General features: G+C 70.7%; 18 protein-coding genes. 12 read left to right on the forward strand and 6 right to left on the reverse strand.

Annotation, left to right across the window (positions count from 1 at the left end; all coding sequences use genetic code 11):
• The first annotated feature begins 39 nt into the window (after window positions 1-39).
• The 12 genes from MKL01_RS33980 (at window position 40) to MKL01_RS34035 (ending at window position 12,105) form a co-directional block, all read left to right on the forward strand.
• On the forward strand, window positions 40-615 hold the full coding sequence (locus MKL01_RS33980; protein WP_243909576.1) for a ubiquinol-cytochrome C chaperone family protein: 576 nt from the start codon (window positions 40-42) through the stop codon (window positions 613-615).
• Window positions 612-1,127: a YceD family protein gene (locus MKL01_RS33985; protein ID WP_243909577.1), complete on the forward strand. Its 516-nt coding sequence runs from the start codon at window positions 612-614 to the stop codon at window positions 1,125-1,127. Before MKL01_RS33980 ends, MKL01_RS33985 begins: the two co-directional genes overlap by 4 nt.
• 309 nt (window positions 1,128-1,436) lie before the next feature.
• The gene (plsX, locus tag MKL01_RS33990; RefSeq protein WP_243909578.1) at window positions 1,437-2,471 is read left to right on the forward strand and encodes a phosphate acyltransferase PlsX; all 1,035 of its coding nucleotides are present in this window, start codon (window positions 1,437-1,439) and stop codon (window positions 2,469-2,471) included.
• 294 nt (window positions 2,472-2,765) lie between these two features.
• Window positions 2,766-3,758 (forward strand): beta-ketoacyl-ACP synthase III, encoded by a 993-nt coding sequence (locus MKL01_RS33995; RefSeq protein ID WP_243909579.1) that lies wholly within the window; start codon window positions 2,766-2,768, stop codon window positions 3,756-3,758.
• A gap of 155 nt (window positions 3,759-3,913) precedes the next feature.
• On the forward strand, window positions 3,914-4,237 hold the full coding sequence (locus MKL01_RS34000) for an integration host factor subunit alpha (RefSeq protein WP_243909580.1): 324 nt from the start codon (window positions 3,914-3,916) through the stop codon (window positions 4,235-4,237).
• A gap of 258 nt (window positions 4,238-4,495) precedes the next feature.
• The gene (locus MKL01_RS34005; protein WP_243909581.1) at window positions 4,496-4,969 is read left to right on the forward strand and encodes a MerR family transcriptional regulator; all 474 of its coding nucleotides are present in this window, start codon (window positions 4,496-4,498) and stop codon (window positions 4,967-4,969) included.
• A gap of 87 nt (window positions 4,970-5,056) precedes the next feature.
• Window positions 5,057-5,476, forward strand: a complete 420-nt coding sequence (locus MKL01_RS34010; protein ID WP_243909582.1) for a hypothetical protein — start codon at window positions 5,057-5,059, stop codon at window positions 5,474-5,476.
• 120 nt (window positions 5,477-5,596) lie between these two features.
• Window positions 5,597-6,040 (forward strand): cadherin-like domain-containing protein, encoded by a 444-nt coding sequence (locus tag MKL01_RS34015; protein WP_243909583.1) that lies wholly within the window; start codon window positions 5,597-5,599, stop codon window positions 6,038-6,040.
• Window positions 6,041-6,259: 219 nt separating this feature from the next.
• Window positions 6,260-8,212, forward strand: a complete 1,953-nt coding sequence (locus MKL01_RS34020; RefSeq protein ID WP_243909584.1) for a PrkA family serine protein kinase — start codon at window positions 6,260-6,262, stop codon at window positions 8,210-8,212.
• 150 nt (window positions 8,213-8,362) lie between these two features.
• A complete protein-coding gene (locus MKL01_RS34025; RefSeq protein ID WP_243909585.1) occupies window positions 8,363-9,664 on the forward strand; it encodes a YeaH/YhbH family protein in 1,302 nt (433 codons plus the stop codon).
• 244 nt (window positions 9,665-9,908) lie between these two features.
• A complete protein-coding gene (locus MKL01_RS34030; protein ID WP_243909586.1) occupies window positions 9,909-11,483 on the forward strand; it encodes a SpoVR family protein in 1,575 nt (524 codons plus the stop codon).
• A gap of 193 nt (window positions 11,484-11,676) precedes the next feature.
• The gene (locus MKL01_RS34035; protein WP_243909587.1) at window positions 11,677-12,105 is read left to right on the forward strand and encodes a PaaI family thioesterase; all 429 of its coding nucleotides are present in this window, start codon (window positions 11,677-11,679) and stop codon (window positions 12,103-12,105) included.
• Window positions 12,106-12,111: 6 nt separating this feature from the next.
• Here MKL01_RS34035 and MKL01_RS34040 read toward each other — a convergent pair whose 3' ends face one another.
• The 6 genes from MKL01_RS34040 to MKL01_RS35900 all read right to left on the reverse strand — a co-directional run bounded on the left by MKL01_RS34040 (window position 12,112) and on the right by MKL01_RS35900 (window position 17,192).
• Window positions 12,112-12,732 carry a riboflavin synthase gene (locus MKL01_RS34040; protein WP_243909588.1) on the reverse strand — a complete coding sequence of 207 codons (621 nt, stop codon included), beginning with the start codon at window positions 12,730-12,732 and terminating at the stop codon, window positions 12,112-12,114.
• Between the two features lie 3 nt (window positions 12,733-12,735).
• The gene (ribD, locus tag MKL01_RS34045; RefSeq protein WP_243909589.1) at window positions 12,736-13,845 is read right to left on the reverse strand and encodes a bifunctional diaminohydroxyphosphoribosylaminopyrimidine deaminase/5-amino-6-(5-phosphoribosylamino)uracil reductase RibD; all 1,110 of its coding nucleotides are present in this window, start codon (window positions 13,843-13,845) and stop codon (window positions 12,736-12,738) included.
• On the reverse strand, window positions 13,842-14,381 hold the full coding sequence (gene nrdR / locus MKL01_RS34050) for a transcriptional regulator NrdR (protein ID WP_243909590.1): 540 nt from the start codon (window positions 14,379-14,381) through the stop codon (window positions 13,842-13,844). Before nrdR ends, ribD begins: the two co-directional genes overlap by 4 nt.
• Window positions 14,382-14,483: 102 nt before the next feature.
• Window positions 14,484-15,788: a serine hydroxymethyltransferase gene (gene glyA, locus MKL01_RS34055; RefSeq protein ID WP_243909591.1), complete on the reverse strand. Its 1,305-nt coding sequence runs from the start codon at window positions 15,786-15,788 to the stop codon at window positions 14,484-14,486.
• Between the two features lie 209 nt (window positions 15,789-15,997).
• Entirely contained in the window at window positions 15,998-16,309 is a 312-nt protein-coding gene (locus MKL01_RS34060) for a cupin domain-containing protein (RefSeq protein ID WP_243909592.1), read from the reverse strand.
• A gap of 76 nt (window positions 16,310-16,385) precedes the next feature.
• Window positions 16,386-17,192, reverse strand: coding sequence for a DUF937 domain-containing protein (locus MKL01_RS35900; protein ID WP_279605068.1), 807 nt, complete (start codon window positions 17,190-17,192; stop codon window positions 16,386-16,388).
• Between the last annotated feature and the right edge of the window lie 56 nt (window positions 17,193-17,248).

Raw genomic sequence — 17,248 nt, forward strand, 5'->3', positions numbered from 1 at the left:
AGGATGTCCCGCGGCCCGCGCGGCGGCCGAGGGGCGGACATGATCGGCGGGCTGTTCCGGCGTGCGAACGCCCGTCGCCGCGCCGTCGAAGGTCTGCACATGGCCCTGAGCATGGCCGCGCGCCGGCCGGGCCTGTACACGCGCCTCGGCGTGCCCGACACGCTGGAGGGCCGGTTCGAGGCCCTGTGCCTGCACGCCATCCTGGTCCTGCGGCGGCTGAACCAACTGCCGGCGCCGGCCGCCGAGGTGGCGCAGGATCTGGTGAATTCCGTCTTCACCCAGCTCGACGCCGCGTTGCGCGAGTCGGGGGTCGGCGACATGGGCGTGTCAAAGCGGATGAAGAAGCTCGGCGCGGCCTTCTACGGCCGCGCCGAGGGCTACGATGCGGCGCTCGGGTCCGGCGACGGCGTCGCCCTGCGGGCGGTCCTCGCCCGCAACGTCCTGGGCGGCGAGGGAGACGGGGCGGGCCTTGCCGCCTACGTGCTGGCCGCCGACGCGGCCCTCGCCGGGACCGACCTCGACGGACTGCTCGGGGCCGGGCCGCCCTTCCCGGAGCCGGACGGCTTCGCGCCGGACCCGGCCCGGACTGGAGAGCGAACAGGAGACATCGCATGACTCGGGACGGCAGCCAGGACAGCGGCCCGCTCTCGCGCTGGGTCAACGTCGAGCGCCTGCCTCAGGGGCGCGGCGCCGTCACCGTGGAGGCGAGCCCGGCCGAGTGCGCGGCGCTGGCCGCCGATTTCGGCATTCCCGGCCTCCGCGACCTGGTCGGGCGGTTCGCGATCGAGGGGGCGACCACCCGCCTCGTGGTGACCGGCACCGTGGAGGCGCTGGTGACGCAGGTCTGCACCGTGAGCCTCGAACCGTTCGAGGCGCCGGTCCGGGAGCCCGTCGAGGTGGTGTTCACCGGCACCGACCAGCTCGCCGGCACCGACGCCGAGGACGCCGACATCCCCGACCCCCTCGTGGGCGGCCGCATCGACTTCGGCGCGCTCACCGCCGAGTTCCTGGCCCTCGGCCTCGATCCCTATCCCCGCAAGCCCGGCATCGCCTTCGAGCCGGTGGTGGTGGGCGACGATGCCGGGCCGTTCGACGCGCTGCGCCGGATCCGTGACGGGCAGGCGTAGAGCCGAGGCGCGGGCAAGCCGCGGCCCTGTACGCCTGGTACGCCTGCCCGCGATGCGGAGCCTCCGCGGGAGACCCTCGGTCAGTCGGGGGCGCCGCCGGCGGGCCCGGGATGGCGGCGGGTCTTCGAACGCCCAGCCGATCCCGGATCCCGCGCGATCAAGTCTCCCCGGTGCGATTACCCCGCATGGGCCGCCCGATTTCATTTGCCCGCCCGGCCGGTATCGCTATGGTCCGCCGCGCCCGGCGGGGACCGTCCCGCCAGTGGGCTGAGCCCTTTCCCCCGCCGAGCCCCGCGACCCGTTACCGACATGTCCGAACGCGTGTGCATCTCGCTCGACGCCATGGGCGGCGACCACGGGCCCTCCACGGTCGTGCCCGGCGCGGCACTGGCCCGGGAGCGCCATCCCGGCACCACCTTCCTGATGTTCGGCGACGAGGCGGTGATCGCGCCGCTGGTCGCCAAGGAGCCCCGGCTCAAGGACGGCGTCGAGATCCGCCACACCACCGTGGCCGTGGCGATGGACGACAAGCCCAGCCAGGCGGTGCGCCAGGGCCGGGGCAAGTCGTCCATGTGGCAGGCGATCCAGGCCGTCCGCGACGGGCAGGCCGATGCCTGCGTCTCGGCCGGCAACACCGGCGCCCTCATGGCGATGTCGAAGATCTGCCTTAAGACCATGTCGGGCATCGAGCGCCCGGCCATCGCCTGCCTGTGGCCGACCGTGCGCGGCGAGAGCATCGTGCTCGACGTCGGCGCCACGATCGGGACCGATGCCGAGCATCTCGTCGAGATGGCGGTGATGGGGTCGGCCATGGCCCGCATCGTGTTCGACCTCGAACGGCCCACCGTCGGCCTGCTCAACGTCGGCACCGAGGAGATGAAGGGCAACGAGGCGGTCAAGGAGGCGGCCCGGATCCTGCGCGAGATGGAGAGCCCCGGCCTCGCCTATCACGGCTTCGTCGAGGGCACGGATCTCGGCCGCGGCACCGTGGACGTGGTGGTGACCGAGGGGTTCACCGGCAACATCGCCCTCAAGACCGCCGAGGGCACCGCGAAGCAGATCGGCACCTATCTGCGCGCCGCCATGACCCGGACTCTGGCGGCCAAGATCGGCGCCCTGTTCGCCCGGCAGGCCTTCCGGGCGCTCCGGGACAAGATGAACCCGAGCCGGTCCAACGGCGGCGTGTTCCTCGGCCTGGAGGGGATCGTCATCAAGAGCCACGGCTCGGAGCACGCGCAGGGCTTCGCCGCCGCGGTGGATCTGGCGCACGACATGGCGCGCCACGACATGATCCGCACGATCCGCGAAATGCTCGACCAGACGGCGGCCCTGGCGCCGGCGTGATTCCACCTTGCCTTGGGGCGTGGCGTATCCCACCACGCTTGAGCATCCGCCCGGTCATTCCGGGGCGTTGCCCCGGGACGACAGGGTGACACGTCCGACCGCGATCGCCCCTCGGATCGCCGGACGCGGCCCGGAACGGTCTTCTCGCACCCGCGGCCGGCCCGCTGTCCGGGCGCGCTCACCACCGGGTCCGGATCTCTGCCCCGGCTCCGCATGTTCAGACGGATGGAATTCGGGCGTCCGGGGCGACACACCTGAGACTTGTGAAGCCCGCGCCGCCCGGGAAGGAAAGCGATGTCAGTCCTCCGCACAGATTCTTCGCCGGCGCTGCGCTCGGTGATCGTCGGGACCGGATCGAGCCTGCCCGAGCAGGTTGTGACGAACGCCGCCCTGACCGGGCGGGTCGACACCTCGGACGAATGGATCGTCCAGCGCACCGGGATCCGCCAGCGCCACATCGCGGCCGCCGACGAGACGACTTCGGTGCTCGGCACCCGGGCGGCACGGGCCGCCCTGGCGGATGCGGGTCTGGGGGCGCAGGATATCGACCTCGTGATCTGCGCGACCTCGACGCCGGACCACACCTTCCCGGCCACCGCGACCCAGATCCAGGCGGCTCTGGGCATCCATCAGGGCGCGGCCTTCGACCTCCAGGCGGTCTGCGCCGGCTTCGTCTTCGCGGTCTCCACCGCCGACAAGTTCCTGACCACCGGGGCCGCCCGCCGGGCGCTGGTGATCGGCGCCGAGACCTTCTCGCGGATCGTCGACTGGGAGGACCGCACCACCTGCGTGCTGTTCGGCGACGGCGCCGGGGCGGTGGTGCTGGAGGCCCGGGACGACGCCGACGGGCGCGGCGTGCTCTGCGCCAGCCTGCGCTCGGATGGCCGGCACCGCGAAAAGCTCTACGTCGATGGCGGCCCGGGCTCCACCGGCACCACAGGGCGGCTGCGGATGGAGGGCCGCGAGGTGTTCCGGTTCGCGGTCGGACAGGTGACCGACGTGATCGCCGACGTCTTCGCCCAGGCGGGCGTCACCGCGGCGGATCTCGACTGGTTCGTGCCCCACCAGGCCAACCGCCGGATCATCGAGGCCTCGGCCGACAAGCTCGGGATCGCCCGGGACAAGATCGTCCTGACCGTCGACCGCCACGGCAACACCTCGGCGGCCTCGATCCCCCTGGCTCTCGACGTGGCGCGGCGGGATGGCCGCCTCCGGGCCGGCGACCTCGTGATGATCGAGGCGATCGGCGGCGGCTTCAGCTGGGGTGCGGCGCTGATCCGCTGGTGACAGAGCCGAAACAATTCAACGCCCCGGCGCGGTTGACCGGGGGCAGGGCGCCGATTAGCGTGCCAGATCATAGGGATACGCCTTCAGCGTTCGGCGCGGCCGTGATCGCCGCACCCGATGCCATGGGGCGAGCGACGCGGGCGAGGGGACACGGCATGGCAGGCAAGACGGTGACGCGCGCCGACTTGAGCGAGGCCGTCTACCATCAGGTGGGCCTGTCGCGGACCGAGTCGGCCGCCCTCGTCGAGACCGTGCTGTCGGAGATCTGCACCTGTCTGGCGGGGGGCGAGACGGTGAAGCTATCGTCGTTCGGCTCCTTCGTGGTGCGCAGCAAGGGCAAGCGGGTCGGCCGCAACCCCAAGACCGGCGTCGAGGTGGCGATCGAGCCGCGCCAGGTGATGGTGTTCAAGCCCTCGAACGTGCTCAAGGCCAAGATCAACGGCCTCAACGGCACGGGCCCGCACGACGAGGATGAGTGAGCGGGGCTCCTGGCCCGGCAACGGACCGCTACGGCGGTGACGCGCGGCGCCCTCACCGGCCGAGGGACGATGTTCACGCATGGTGCCGGATGACGCCGGCCGGTCATAGAACCATCGTGGCCCGCAGAGGGGGCAGCCGCGGATCGGGCTCCGATCGCGCCGGGACGGCGAACATTATGTCGTCCGCTGCCGGTAAGGCTTGAGCCCGGCCCCGCGGACCGGCAAGATCGACGCCTCCACGCGCCGCATCAGACAGCCATGCCCCCAGCCCTCGCCGCCGAACAGACCGCCGGAACCGGCGAGAAGAGCGCCCACGCCTTCCGGACGATCAGCGAGGTGGCCGAAGACCTCGACGTGCCCCAGCACGTGCTGCGGTTCTGGGAGACTCGCTTCGGCCAGATCCGTCCCGTGAAGCGGGCCGGGGGGCGGCGCTACTATCGCCCGCAGGACGTCGAGCTCGTCGCCGGGATCCGTCATCTCCTGCACGTGCAGCGCTACACCATCGCGGGGGCGCAGCGGGTGCTCAAGGAGAACGGGGTCCGCTTCGTCCAGGCGGTCGGGCGCGGCGAGGCCGCGGCGGCCGAACCCTCGCACCAGGAGGCGGAGGCGGGCATCGGCGGCGGTGCTCTCGGGGATCCGGACCGGGCGGCCCTGGCGGACGCCCTGGAGGACCTGCGCGCCTGCCGGGCCCTGCTCGACGACCTGGGCAGGGTAGACAACGGCGCGGTCTGACCCGACGGGCGCGGCCCGCAGGAGGGCCGCCTTCGGTCGCACCCGCGCCGACCGAACTTTCCGGCAACGACCCGCGTTGTCGCCCGCATGGCCGCGCCCAAATCCAAGCTGTCGCCCAGCCAGGAACTGATGGCCCGCATCATGCGGATCGTCCGCACCTGCCCGGATGCGGCCTCCGAGGTCCTGGAGCTGATGTTCCTCGTCAGCCAGATCGAGGCGGCCACCGGCGTCGACCGGGAGTACCGCGACGCGAAGCGGGTGATCAGCCGCCTGCGCAACCCGCTCTGGGAGATGGGTCCCTCCGACCGGGCGAAGCTGCTGACGGCGGCCGAGACGATCCGCCGGGTGTGCCGCCTCGCCGAGGCGGACATTCCCCCGGTGCCGATCGCCGATGCCGGGGAGCGCGCCCGGGTCGAGGCGCGTCTCGCCGCCGCCCTGGCCGGGGAATTCGACGCCGCGCAGGTTGCACGCATCACCGGCATCGTCGCGGCGGCGCTGCAGACTTGACGCGTATGCCGAACCCTCGACGGCCGTCGGATGCGTTCCCACATGCTCATCACCGATGAACGGGGCGTCCGGACCGGAGTCCGGAGGCGCCTCCCGGGTCGGCATTGGAGAGACGCTGCCATGATCGCCCTTCGTCCGCTCGCCGCGCTGCTCGCAGGGAGCTTGGCTCTCGCCGGACCGGCGCTGGCCCAGACGCCGGCCAGCCGGACCAAGACCGTCGCGCCCGGCAAGACGGTGCGGATCGAGATCGCGCCCAATCTCAAGAAGGATTGCTCTCCCGGGCCGATGCCCGAGTTCAAGGTCTCCGGGCCGCCGAAGAACGGGTCGGTCATCACCAAGGTCGGCAAGCTGAAGACGCCGGCGAGCTATCGCTGCCCCAACAAGGAGGCGGCGGTGCAGGCCCTGTTCTACCAGCCCAACAGCGGTTTCACCGGCTCCGACGAAGTGACGTTCGAGGTGAAGAGCGCCGACGGGCAAGTGCAGACTCAGACCGTGAAGATCACGGTCGGGGCGAGCGGCGCCAAATCGGGGGACGATGCCAAGAAAGAGGGCACGGATCTGTAAGCAGGGGCGGGCGTGCACAGTCTCGGCCGCGTCATGCCGCCTCCGACAGGTGCGAAGCGGCGGCGCGGAATTGCATCCGGGCCGCCTTCAGGTCGCCGGGGTGTTGCAAGCAATCGACATGCCGGGCGCCATGCTCGCCGCACTGCGACAAAAGCGGGCCTGTCGGTTGCATCCGAGCCGAGACAGGATGAAGCTGTCACGGTCTGAGAGGGTTATCGAATGCCCATGCATGCGACGAACGACCTTTTCCAGAGCTTCGCCCGAGGGTACGAGGCCCGCCGCGACACGGAGATGACGCTCTCCGAGTATCTCGAGGCGTGTCGCGACGAGCCCTTGATGTACGCCTCGGCCGCAGAGCGAATCCTCGCGGCGATCGGCGAGCCCGAATTCGTCGACACCGCCAAGGATTCGCGCCTCGGCCGGATCTTCATGAACCGGACGATCCGCACCTACCCGGCCTTCCGCGAGTTCTACGGCATGGAGGAGACGATCGAGCGGATCGTCTCGTTCTTCCGCCACGCCGCGCAGGGGTTGGAGGAGCGCAAGCAGATCCTCTACCTGCTGGGCCCGGTGGGCGGCGGCAAGTCGTCGCTGGCCGAGCGGCTTAAGCTGCTGATGGAGGTCCACCCGGTCTACGTGCTCAAGGCCGGGGACGAGGTGTCGCCGGTCTTCGAGAGCCCGCTCGGGCTGTTCGACCCCGAGACGATGGGCGAGGAGATCCAGCGGCGCTACGGCGTCCCGCGCCGGCGCCTCACCGGCCTGATGAGCCCCTGGGCGCTCAAGCGCCTCGACGAGTTCAACGGCGACATCTCGCGGTTCAAGGTGATCAAGGTCCGGCCCTCGCGCCTGCGCCAGATCGCCATCGCCAAGACCGAGCCGGGGGACGAGAACAACCAGGACATCTCCTCGCTGGTCGGCAAGGTCGACATCCGCCGCCTGGAGACCCTGTCCCAGGCCGATCCCGACGCCTACTCGTATTCCGGCGGCCTGAACCGGGCGAACCAGGGCATCCTCGAGTTCGTCGAGATGTTCAAGGCGCCGATCAAGATGCTGCACCCCCTGCTCACCGCCACGCAGGAGGGCAACTACGTCGGCACCGAGAATATCGGCGCGATTCCGTTCACCGGCGTGATCCTGGCCCACTCGAACGAGGCCGAGTGGCAGACCTTCAAGACCAACAAGAACAACGAGGCCTTCATCGACCGGATCTACGTGATCAAGGTCCCTTACTGCCTGCGCGTCACCGAGGAGCAGCGGATCTACGAGAAGCTGATCTCCGGCTCGGAGCTGTCGGACGCGGCCTGCGCCCCCGGCACGCTGGAGATGCTGGCGCGCTTCTCGGTGCTGTCGCGCCTGCGGGAGCACGCCAATTCCAACGCCTTCTCGAAGATGCGGGTCTATGACGGCGAGTCCTTGCGCGAGGTCGATCCCCGCGCCCGCTCGATGCAGGAATACAAGGACACCGCCGGCGTCGACGAGGGCATGGACGGGATCTCCACCCGCTTCGCCTTCAAGGTCCTGGCCGCGACCTTCAACCACGACACCACCGAGGTCTCGGCCGACCCGGTGCACCTGATGTACGTGCTGGAGCAGGCTCTCAAGCGCGAGCAGCTCCCGCCCGAGACCGAGAAGAAGTACCTCGAATTCATCAAGACCGAGCTGGCCCCGCGCTACGCGGAGTTCATCGGGCACGAGATCCAGAAGGCCTACCTCGAATCGTACCACGATTACGGCCAGAACCTGTTCGACCGGTACATCGACTACGCCGACGCCTGGATCGAGGACCAGGACTTCAAGGACGCCGAGACCGGCCAGCTGATGAACCGCGAGCTCCTGAACCAGGAGCTGACCAAGATCGAGAAGCCCGCCGGGATCGCCAACCCGAAGGACTTCCGCAACGAGGTGGTGAAGTTCGCCCTGCGCTCCCGGGCCCAGCACGGCGGCCGCAACCCGAGCTGGACCTCCTACGAGAAGCTGCGCGAGGTGATCGAGCGGCGGATGTTCTCCCAGGTGGAGGAACTGCTGCCGGTGATCTCCTTCGGCTCCAAGAAGGACGGTGACACCGAGAAGAAGCACGGCGAGTTCGTCGAGCGCATGGTGGCGCGCGGCTACACCGAGCGGCAGGTCCGCCGCCTGGTGGAATGGTACATGCGGGTGAAGCAGGCCGGCTGAGAATCGACCCTCGGCCGCCACACTTCCGGGCGACCGGCCGGCGAAGGTCTCGGGCCAGCTGCGAACGAGGGATCCATTCCTCCGGCCACGGCATGGTATGAAGAGGGTCCGGACCCGGCCGGAGCACGCGGACGAGGGTTTTCGCAGCGGATGCACATCGTCGACCGACGTTTGAACCCGGGCGGCAAGAGCCTCCCCAACCGCCAGCGCTTCCTGCGCCGCGTGAAGGACGTGGCCCAGCGCGCCGTGCGGGAATCCGCCCGCGAGAAGGACATCAAGGACCTCGGCAAGGACGGCCGGGTCAGCGTGCCGGCGGACGGCGTGCGCGAGCCGCGCTTCTCCCGCCAGCCGGGCACCGGCCTGCAGGACCACATCCTGCCCGGCAACAAGACCTACGTGGAAGGCGACACGATCGAGCGGCCGCCGGGCGGCGGAGGCGGCCGCGGCTCGGGCGAGGGCGGGGAGGGCGGCGAGAACAGCGAGGACGCCTTCCGGTTCGTGCTCACCCGGGACGAGTTCCTGGAGCTGTTCCTCGAAGATCTGGAACTGCCGGATCTCGCCAAGCGCCGCCTCGCCGTTGTGGAGACCGAGGGCCTGCGCCGGGCCGGCTACACGGTGACCGGCTCGCCGGCGAACCTCGCGCTCACCCGCACCCTGCGCAATTCGATGTCGCGGCGGATCGCCCTCAAGCGCCCCAAGCCCGAGGAGGTCGCCGCGCTGGAGGAGAGGCTCGACGCCCTGCCGGAGGGCGATCCGGAGCGGCCGGACCTGGAGCAGGCGCTGCTCAAGCTCCGCGAGCGCGCGAAGCGCATCCCCTACGTCGACCCGATCGACCTGCGCTTCCGCCGGTTCGAGCCGTACCCGCGGCCAATCGCCCAGGCGGTGATGTTCTGCCTGATGGACGTGTCCGGCTCGATGACCGAGCACATGAAGGACCTCGCCAAGCGGTTCTACATCCTGCTCCACATCTTCCTGACCCGCCGCTACCGGCACGTGGAGATCGTGTTCATCCGCCACACCGACCGGGCCACCGAGGTGGACGAGGAGACGTTCTTCGGCTCCCGGGAGACCGGCGGCACGCTGGTGTCGTCGGCGCTCGTCGAGATGAAGCGCGTCATCGCCGAGCGCTACGACCCCAACGACTGGAACATCTACGCCGCCCAGGCGTCGGACGGCGACAACGTCTCCTCCGACGGGCCGACCTCGACGGAGCTGCTCCGGTCGCACATCCTGCCGGCCTGCCAGCACTTCGCCTATCTGGAGGTCGGCGACGAGAACGGCCCCCGGGCCGGCTTCGTCGAGCACCGCACCACCCTGTGGCGGACCTACGAGGCCATCGCCAAGGCCGGCGGGCCGATCGCCATGCGCAAGGTCAACCACCGGCGGGAGATCTACCCCGTGTTCCGCGAGCTGTTCGGCCGCAAGGATGCGCGGGCCGAGGCGGAGGCGTGAGAACGCGCGACGGTTCTCCCTCCCCCCGCCGCGGGGGAAGGTCCCCCGCGAAGCAGGGGGGGAGCGGGGCAGCGCGACGCTCCGGGATGTGGCGTCCGTCGCGCCTTTTCCGGAAGCGGCGCTCCCCTCTTGCGGGACTTCGTCCCGGCCCGACCCTCGCTGATGCGAGGCCCACCCTCCCCCGCAGCGGGGGGAGGGAGATGCGCGGCTCCGGCCGGATCCAAGCAATCGATCGGGAGGCCGTATGACCCTCGTCAAGGCACGGACACCCCAAAAATCCATCTCGGGTAACCAAAAACCCCTGTTCACCGGGAACGACTGGGATTTCGACACCATCCGGCGCATCCACGACGCCTGCGAGGGCATCGCCGGGCCGCAGCTCGGCCTGTCCTGGTATCCGAACCAGATCGAGATCATCACGGCCGAGCAGATGCTCGACGCCTACGCGTCGATCGGCATGCCGCTGTTCTACAAGCACTGGTCGTTCGGCAAGCACTTCGCCCAGCACGAGGCCGGCTACCGCCGGGGCCTGATGGGGCTGGCCTACGAGATCGTCATCAACTCCGATCCGTGCATCTCCTACGTGATGGAGGAGAACACCGCGACCATGCAGACGCTGGTCATCGCGCACGCGGCCTTCGGCCACAACCACTTCTTCAAGAACAACTATCTGTTCCGGCAGTGGACCGATGCCGAGGGCATCCTCGATTACCTCGATTTCGCGAAGGGCTTCATCAGCCGGTGCGAGGAGCGCTACGGCCATCAGGCGGTGGAGCAGGTGCTCGACGCCGCCCACGCGCTGATGAGCCAGGGCGTCCACCGCTATCCCCGCAAGAAGCGGCCGGACCTCGCCTCCGAGCAGCGCCGCGAGCGTGAGCGGATCGAGCACGGCGAGCAGATCTACAACGACCTCTGGCGGACGCTGCCGCAGAAGATCGGCACCGTGCGTCCGGACGTGGCGGCGGAGCGGCGCAAGGCGCTGCTCGAACTGCCGCAGGAGAACATCCTCTATTTTCTGGAGAAGATCGCCCCGCGGCTGCGGCCGTGGCAGCGCGAGATCCTGCGGATCGTCCGCCTCGTGGCCCAGTATTTCTACCCGCAGCGCCAGACCAAGGTGATGAACGAGGGCTGCGCCACCTATTGCCACTACCGGATCATGAACGCCCTCTCGGAATCCGGGCAGATCGGCGAGGCGGCCTACCTGGAGTTCCTGCAATCGCACACCAACGTCATCCGGCAGCCGAACTACGACGACCGCTCCTATGGGGGCCACAACCCCTACGCGATCGGCTTCGCCATGATGCAGGACATCGCCCGGATCGTGGAGCAGCCGACGATCGAGGATCGGGAGTGGTTTCCCGAGATCGCCGGCACGGGCGACGCCATGGCGGTCCTGCGCGACTGCTGGGAGAATTACCGCGACGAGAGCTTCATCCAGCAGTTCCTGTCGCCGAAGCTGATGCGCGACCTGCGCCTGTTCCACGTGGTCGACGATCCCGAGGAGCCGGAGCTGCGGGTCGAGGCGATCCACGACGAGCGCGGCTACCGCAAGATGCGCCGCTCCTTCGCGCGCCAGTACGACGTCGCGTGGCTCGATCCGGATATCGAGGTGGTGGACGTCGATCTTGAGGGTGACCGGCGCCTGATCCTGCACCACAAGGCGATCAACAGGATCACTCTGCAGAAGGACGACGCCAAGCGCGTGCTCCAGCATCTCGCCGACCTCTGGGGCTACGACGTGGTGCTCAAGGAGGTCGAGCCGGCCACCGGCACGGTGCTGGGCGAGATCACCGCCAGCGCCCGGCCGATCTTTTTCTGAGCGGCCGGACGAGACCGACGTCCGACCCGATCCCCGCATCCTGAGGGGTCCGCGGAAGCGGGCCGCGCAGGAGCCCTCCCTCCGGACATCGCGCCCGAACTGGAACCCTCCAAGGCCTCCGCTGCGTGCCGGCATGTCAGGACGCGGGAGCTCTGCCGATTGCTCCGCACCGCAAGTCATGCTGCAAGCAGGCATGACCGCCACGCTCCTGAGCCTCACCGAGACCAACGCCTTCCTCGATCGCGAATTCCCGCAGATGCAGGCGGGCGGGCGCGCCTATCACCTCGAGGCCGTGGGACCGCTCTCCGCACGGATGCGGCTGGAGGCCCAGGAGCGCTTCCTGCGCCCGGGGGCGACGGTGTCGGGCCCGGCCATGATGGCGCTGGCCGACTACGCCCTCTACGCGGCGATCCTCGCCAATATCGGCCCGGTGGCGCTCGCCGTGACCACGAGCCTGACCTTCAACTTCCTGCGCAAGCCCGCCGCGGGCGATCTCCTGGCGGAATGCCGGCTGCTCAAGCTCGGCCGGCGGCTCGCCGTGGGCGAGGTGCTGATCACCGCCGCGGGCAACGCGGATCTCGTCTGCCACGCCACCGGCACCTACGCGATCCCGCCGCGCTGAGGACGGTCAGGCTCGGGCCTCGGTGAGCCGGGCCGCGTAGCGGGCGATCAGATCGACCTCCAGATTGAGCCGGTCCCCGGTGCGCCGCTCCCCCCAGGTGGTGACCTGGAGGGTGTGGGGGATCAGCAGGACCGAGAACCGGTCATCCGTAACGCCGTTCACCGTGAGCGAGGTGCCGTCGAGGCAGACCGAGCCCTTCTCGGCGATGAACTTCGCCAGACCGGCCGGGGCCCGCAGGGTGAAGCGCTCGCTGGCACCCCAGGCATCGGCCGTGACGGCTTCGCGCTGCACGATCTCGGCGAGGCCGTCGACGTGTCCGGTGACCAGATGGCCGCCGAGTTCGTCGCCGATCCTGAGGGAGCGTTCGAGGTTGATCCGCGTGCCGGCGGCCCAGGAGCCGACGGTGGTGCGCGCCAGGGTCTCGGCGGCGGCATCCACCGCGAAGACGCAGCCCCCCTCGGCGGGTTCCACCGACACCGCCGTGAGGCATGGGCCCGCGCAGGCGATCGAGGCGCCCAGGGCGATGGTGGCCGGATCGTAGGACGCGCGGATCGCGATCCGGCGCAGGTCGCCGCCGCCCGAGACCGAGACCACCGTGCCGACGTCGCTGACGAGTCCCGTGAACATCGCTTACGTCCTGTTCCGTTCGTAGGTCACGGCGGTGTCGGGTCCGAGCGACAGGTGCTCGGTCTCGCGGAACCGGTCGCCCGCCAGAAAGCCGGCGAGGGCCGGGCCGAGCGCCGGCAGACCGCCGCGCGCGCCCAGCTCCGCCGGGCCGGTGACCAGCGTGCAGGCCTCGATCAGATCGGCCTGCGCGAGCGCCTCCGCAAGGCGGGGGCCCCCCTCGCTGCACAGGCGCGTCAGACCGCGCGCGCCCAGGTCGGCCAGGGCGGCCGGCAGGTCGATCCCGCCCGCTGCCGCCGCCGCGACGGTCGCGATCTCGACCCCCAGCGCCTCCAGGGCCCGGCGGGCATGGGCCGGGGCGGCGCGGGTGGTGAGGACCAGGGTCGGGACATCCCGGGCGGTGCGGGCCAGGACGCTGGCCGGCGAGAGGCGCAGGTGCGTGTCGAGGACGATCCGCAGGGGCGAGCGCCCGGCCAGCCCCGGCAGCCGCACGGTCAGCGACGGGTCGTCGGCCCGGGCGGTGCCGATGCCGATCAGGATCGCGTCGGCATGCGCCCGCCACAGATGCACGGCCCCGTCCGCCACCGGGCCGGTGATCCGCAGGCGCTCCGATCCGGCGGCGGCGCAGAAGCCGTCGCGGGTGCGGGCGAGCTTGAGGTGCAGGGCCGGGCGGCCGCGGGTCACGCGGGTGACGTGGCCGACATGGTCGCGGGCCGCCGCGTCCCGCAACAGCCCGGTCTCGACGGTGACGCCCCCCTGCCGCAGGAGCGCGTGGCCGCGCCCCGCCACCCGCGGATCCGGATCCTCCAGGGCGCTCACCACCCGGGCGATCCCGGCGGCCAGGATCGCGTCCGTGCAGGGCGGCGTGCGGCCGTGATGGGAACAGGGCTCCAGGGTGACGTAGAGGGTCGCGCCGCGGGCGGACGATCCCGCGGCCGCGAGCGCCAGGGGTTCCCCGTGCGGGCGCCCGCCCGGCGCGGTCGCCCCGGTCCCGAGGATCCGCCCCGTCCCCGGCTCGACCACGACGGCGCCCACCGACGGGTTCGGCCACGTGCGGCCGAGGCCGCGCCGGCCCAGCGCCAGGGCCAGGCGCATGAAGGCGGCATCGTCGCTCATGGGCGTCCGGCGCGGCGGCGGCCCGGCGCCCCGGCCTCCGGCTCCGCCGCGGCGTCCGGGCCCGGCGCGGCCGCCGGCGGCAGGATGCCGTCGCCCAGCGTGCCGAGCAGGTCCTCGAAATCCTTGGCTTCGCGAAAGTTCTTGTAGACCGAGGCGAAGCGCACGTAGGCGACGTCGTCCAGCCCCTTCAGCCCGGCCATCACCAGCTCGCCGATCGCCTCGGAGGTCACCTCGGGCTCGCCCGCGCTCTCGAGCTGGCGGGTGATGCCGCTGACCAGCCGCTCGATCCGCTCCGGCTCGACGGCGCGCTTGCGGAGCGCCACGTCGATGGAGCGCTGGAGCTTGTCCCGGTCGAAGGGCACGCGCTTGCCCGAGCGCTTGAGCACCACGACCTCGCGCAGCTGCACCCGCTCGAAGGTGGTGAAGCGGCCGGCGCAATCCGGGCAGACCCGGCGGCGCCGGATCGCGGCGCCGTCCTCGGAGGGCCGCGAGTCCTTCACCTGGGTCTCGGAGCCGCCGCAATAGGGACACCGCATGGGACTGCACTCGACACATAAAGACGGCCGCGGACCCGTCGGATCCGCGGCCGTTGTCTATTCCACGCCGCCGGGGTCGGGAAGGCCGGCCCCGCGCACGCCTCAGCCGTAGATCGGGAACCGGTCGGTGAGCGCGTGCACGCGGGTCTTGACGCTGGCCTCGACCGCGCTGTCGCCCGCCTCGCCCTTGGCGGCCAGGCCGTCCAGCACCTCGACGATGAAGCCGCCGATCTGCTTGAACTCGGCGACGCCGAAGCCCCGCGAGGTGCCGGCCGGGGTGCCGAGCCGGATGCCCGAGGTGATGGTCGGCTTCTGGGTGTCGAAGGGCACGCCGTTCTTGTTGCAGGTGATGTGCGCCCGCGACAGCGCGGCTTCCGCCGCCTTGCCGGTCAGGCCCTTCCGCTGCAGGTCGACCAGCATCAGGTGGTTGTCGGTGCCCCCCGAGGTGATGTCGTAGCCCCCCGACATCAGCGTATCGGCGAGCGCCTTGGCGTTCTCCACCACCTGCCGGGCGTAGATCTTGAACTCGGGCTTGAGCGCCTCGCCGAAGGCCACGGCCTTGCCGGCGATGACGTGCATCAGCGGGCCGCCCTGGAGGCCGGGGAAGATCGCCGAGTTGAACTTCTTGGCCAGCGCCTCGTCGTTCGTCAGGATCATGCCGCCGCGCGGGCCGCGGAGCGTCTTGTGGGTCGTCGTGGTGGCGACGTGGGCGTGCGGGAACGGCGAGGGATGGACGCCGGCCGCCACGAGCCCCGCGAAGTGGGCCATGTCGACCATGAAGTAGGCGCCGACCGAATCGGCGATCTCGCGGAACTTGGCGAAGTCCCAGTGACGCGGGTAGCCCGAGCCGCCGGCGATGATCACCTTCGGCTTGTGCTCCTGCGCGAGGGCGGCGACCTGGTCCATGTCGATGCGCTGGTCCTCGCGGCGCACCGTGTAGGAGACCGGCTTGAACCACTTGCCCGAGACGTTCGGCGGGGCGCCGTGGGTGAGGTGGCCGCCGGCGGCGAGGTCGAGGCCCAGGAAGGTGTCGCCGGGCTGCATCAGCGCCAGGAACACGCCCTGGTTGGCCTGGGAGCCGGAATTCGGCTGCACGTTGGCGAAGCCGCAATCGAACAGGCGCTTGGCGCGCTCGATGGCGAGATCCTCGGCGATGTCCACGAACTGGCAGCCGCCGTAGTAGCGCCGGCCCGGATACCCTTCCGCGTACTTGTTGGTCAGCACCGAGCCCTGGGCTTCCAGTACGGCGCGGGAGACGATGTTCTCCGAGGCGATCAGCTCGATCTCGTGCTGCTGACGGCCGAGTTCCTTGGCCACCGCGTCGGCGATCTCGGGATCGACATCCGTCAGGGGGGCGGCGAAGAAGCTGTTGGAGAAGTGCTTATCGGCGGCGGTACCGGCGCTCATGGTCTGCCTCTGTTCTGGTAGGGGCGATGCCCGGCCTTTCGTCGGCGTGCACGGGCGGGCGTTGGAACGGGAATTCCTACACGCGCGGGGCGTTCTGGCCAAGCACAGGCATTTTGGACGCGCGCCAAGAATAATTTGCCGCAGGTAAGAGCCTCAAGCCGTCGCGGCGCTATCGTCCGTCACGGGTGCCCAGGAAGCACATGCCCGGTCTATCCACCCAGATTCGTCTCGATCAGCACCGTCTCGGTCTCGAACGCGGCGGCATGCCACGTCCCGGCGGGGAAATGGAACACGCTCCCGGCGGAGAACGGCTTGCGGCCCTGCTCGGTTTCCAGGAACCCTGAGCCCGACAGGACCTGCACGAACTGCTCGTGATCGTGGCTGTGGCGCGCCGCCGCGGTGCCCGCCGGCACCACCACGCGCGCGAGGCTCGCGCCGGCGCCCGGGATCGCTCGCTTGGCGACGCCGTTCGCCGCGACGCTCTCGGCGCGGTCCGTCCAGGCGGTCAGGTGGTCGGTCATGGCACGCCTCTCCTCGCCACCGAGAGATGCGGCGCGGACCCGCCGAGTCAACCGACCTCCGGCGCCCGCCCCCGCGTCACCCCGTCCCGCCGGAGGGGCGCCCGCGCCGACCCTTGGCGACCGCCGGGTCGGGGATCGCGGGATCGGGAGCCGACGGGGCCGGGGCCCGGGCGCTGCCGCCCGGCGGGGTGGCCGGGGCCTGCGCGCCGGCGGAGGGCCAGAAGGTCTCGAACAGGTCCTGCATCGCCCGGATGTTGTTGCCCTGGACCTCGGCCCCGGTGCGCAGCATCTGCTGGAGCATGTCGGAGCCGGCCTCGCCCGCCTTGGCGTCCGGCGGCCGGGGAGCGGGCTTCTGGGCGGCCTTCGGCGCCGGGGCCGGAGGCCCGCCGGCTGCGGGCATGAAGGCCTTGGCCATCTCGGCCCAGGCCGGCCCGAACGGGAACGGCACGGTCGGCGCGCTCGACCGCGCCTGAGCGGGCTCGCCCTGCGGCTGGTTCAGCATCACGTGGACGATGCTCGCCACCACGGCACCGGCCATCATCGGCAGCATCTGGCGCAGGACCTGCGCGCCGACGCCGCTCGTCGCCGAGGCCTGCCGCAGCACCCCCTGCATCAGCTGGGCCGAGCCGAACATCTGGATGAGCGCATCGAGACCCTGCGGTGCCCCCGGCCGGGCGGCCTCCAGGCCGAACATCCGCGCGAAGCTGCCCGGATCGAAGCTGCCCAGGTCCATGCCGACGCTGCGCTGGAGACCGAAGGTCAGGGCCGGCATCAGCGCCTCGAAGGCGCGGGCCGTCTGCTCCGTCGTCAGGCCGAATTGCTGGGCCATGGTCTGGAGCCCGGCCTCGCCCTGGGCCTGGAACATCTCGAGCGGATTGAACATGACGCCTCGATCCTGCCCCGGCCGGACCGGCCCGGGCGGGCATCGTGACCCGTTGC

The sequence above is a fragment of the Methylobacterium sp. J-070 genome (assembly GCF_022829385.1).
Taxonomy (GTDB): domain Bacteria; phylum Pseudomonadota; class Alphaproteobacteria; order Rhizobiales; family Beijerinckiaceae; genus Methylobacterium.

Excerpts from the sequence above, each read along its gene's own strand:
- MKL01_RS34015 (WP_243909583.1), top strand. The coding sequence starts at position 5,597 with ATGATCGCCCTTCGTCCGCTCGCCGCGCTGCTCGCAGGGAGCTTGGCT.
- nrdR (WP_243909590.1), bottom strand. The coding sequence starts at position 14,381 with ATGCGGTGTCCCTATTGCGGCGGCTCCGAGACCCAGGTGAAGGACTCG.
- MKL01_RS34000 (WP_243909580.1), top strand. The coding sequence starts at position 3,914 with ATGGCAGGCAAGACGGTGACGCGCGCCGACTTGAGCGAGGCCGTCTAC.
- MKL01_RS34060 (WP_243909592.1), bottom strand. The coding sequence starts at position 16,309 with ATGACCGACCACCTGACCGCCTGGACGGACCGCGCCGAGAGCGTCGCG.
- MKL01_RS33985 (WP_243909577.1), top strand. The coding sequence starts at position 612 with ATGACTCGGGACGGCAGCCAGGACAGCGGCCCGCTCTCGCGCTGGGTC.
- MKL01_RS35900 (WP_279605068.1), bottom strand. The coding sequence starts at position 17,192 with ATGTTCAATCCGCTCGAGATGTTCCAGGCCCAGGGCGAGGCCGGGCTC.
- MKL01_RS34040 (WP_243909588.1), bottom strand. The coding sequence starts at position 12,732 with ATGTTCACGGGACTCGTCAGCGACGTCGGCACGGTGGTCTCGGTCTCG.
- plsX (WP_243909578.1), top strand. The coding sequence starts at position 1,437 with ATGTCCGAACGCGTGTGCATCTCGCTCGACGCCATGGGCGGCGACCAC.
- MKL01_RS34035 (WP_243909587.1), top strand. The coding sequence starts at position 11,677 with ATGACCGCCACGCTCCTGAGCCTCACCGAGACCAACGCCTTCCTCGAT.
- MKL01_RS33995 (WP_243909579.1), top strand. The coding sequence starts at position 2,766 with ATGTCAGTCCTCCGCACAGATTCTTCGCCGGCGCTGCGCTCGGTGATC.
- MKL01_RS34030 (WP_243909586.1), top strand. The coding sequence starts at position 9,909 with ATGACCCTCGTCAAGGCACGGACACCCCAAAAATCCATCTCGGGTAAC.
- ribD (WP_243909589.1), bottom strand. The coding sequence starts at position 13,845 with ATGAGCGACGATGCCGCCTTCATGCGCCTGGCCCTGGCGCTGGGCCGG.
- MKL01_RS34025 (WP_243909585.1), top strand. The coding sequence starts at position 8,363 with ATGCACATCGTCGACCGACGTTTGAACCCGGGCGGCAAGAGCCTCCCC.
- MKL01_RS34010 (WP_243909582.1), top strand. The coding sequence starts at position 5,057 with ATGGCCGCGCCCAAATCCAAGCTGTCGCCCAGCCAGGAACTGATGGCC.
- MKL01_RS34020 (WP_243909584.1), top strand. The coding sequence starts at position 6,260 with ATGCCCATGCATGCGACGAACGACCTTTTCCAGAGCTTCGCCCGAGGG.
- MKL01_RS33980 (WP_243909576.1), top strand. The coding sequence starts at position 40 with ATGATCGGCGGGCTGTTCCGGCGTGCGAACGCCCGTCGCCGCGCCGTC.
- glyA (WP_243909591.1), bottom strand. The coding sequence starts at position 15,788 with ATGAGCGCCGGTACCGCCGCCGATAAGCACTTCTCCAACAGCTTCTTC.
- MKL01_RS34005 (WP_243909581.1), top strand. The coding sequence starts at position 4,496 with ATGCCCCCAGCCCTCGCCGCCGAACAGACCGCCGGAACCGGCGAGAAG.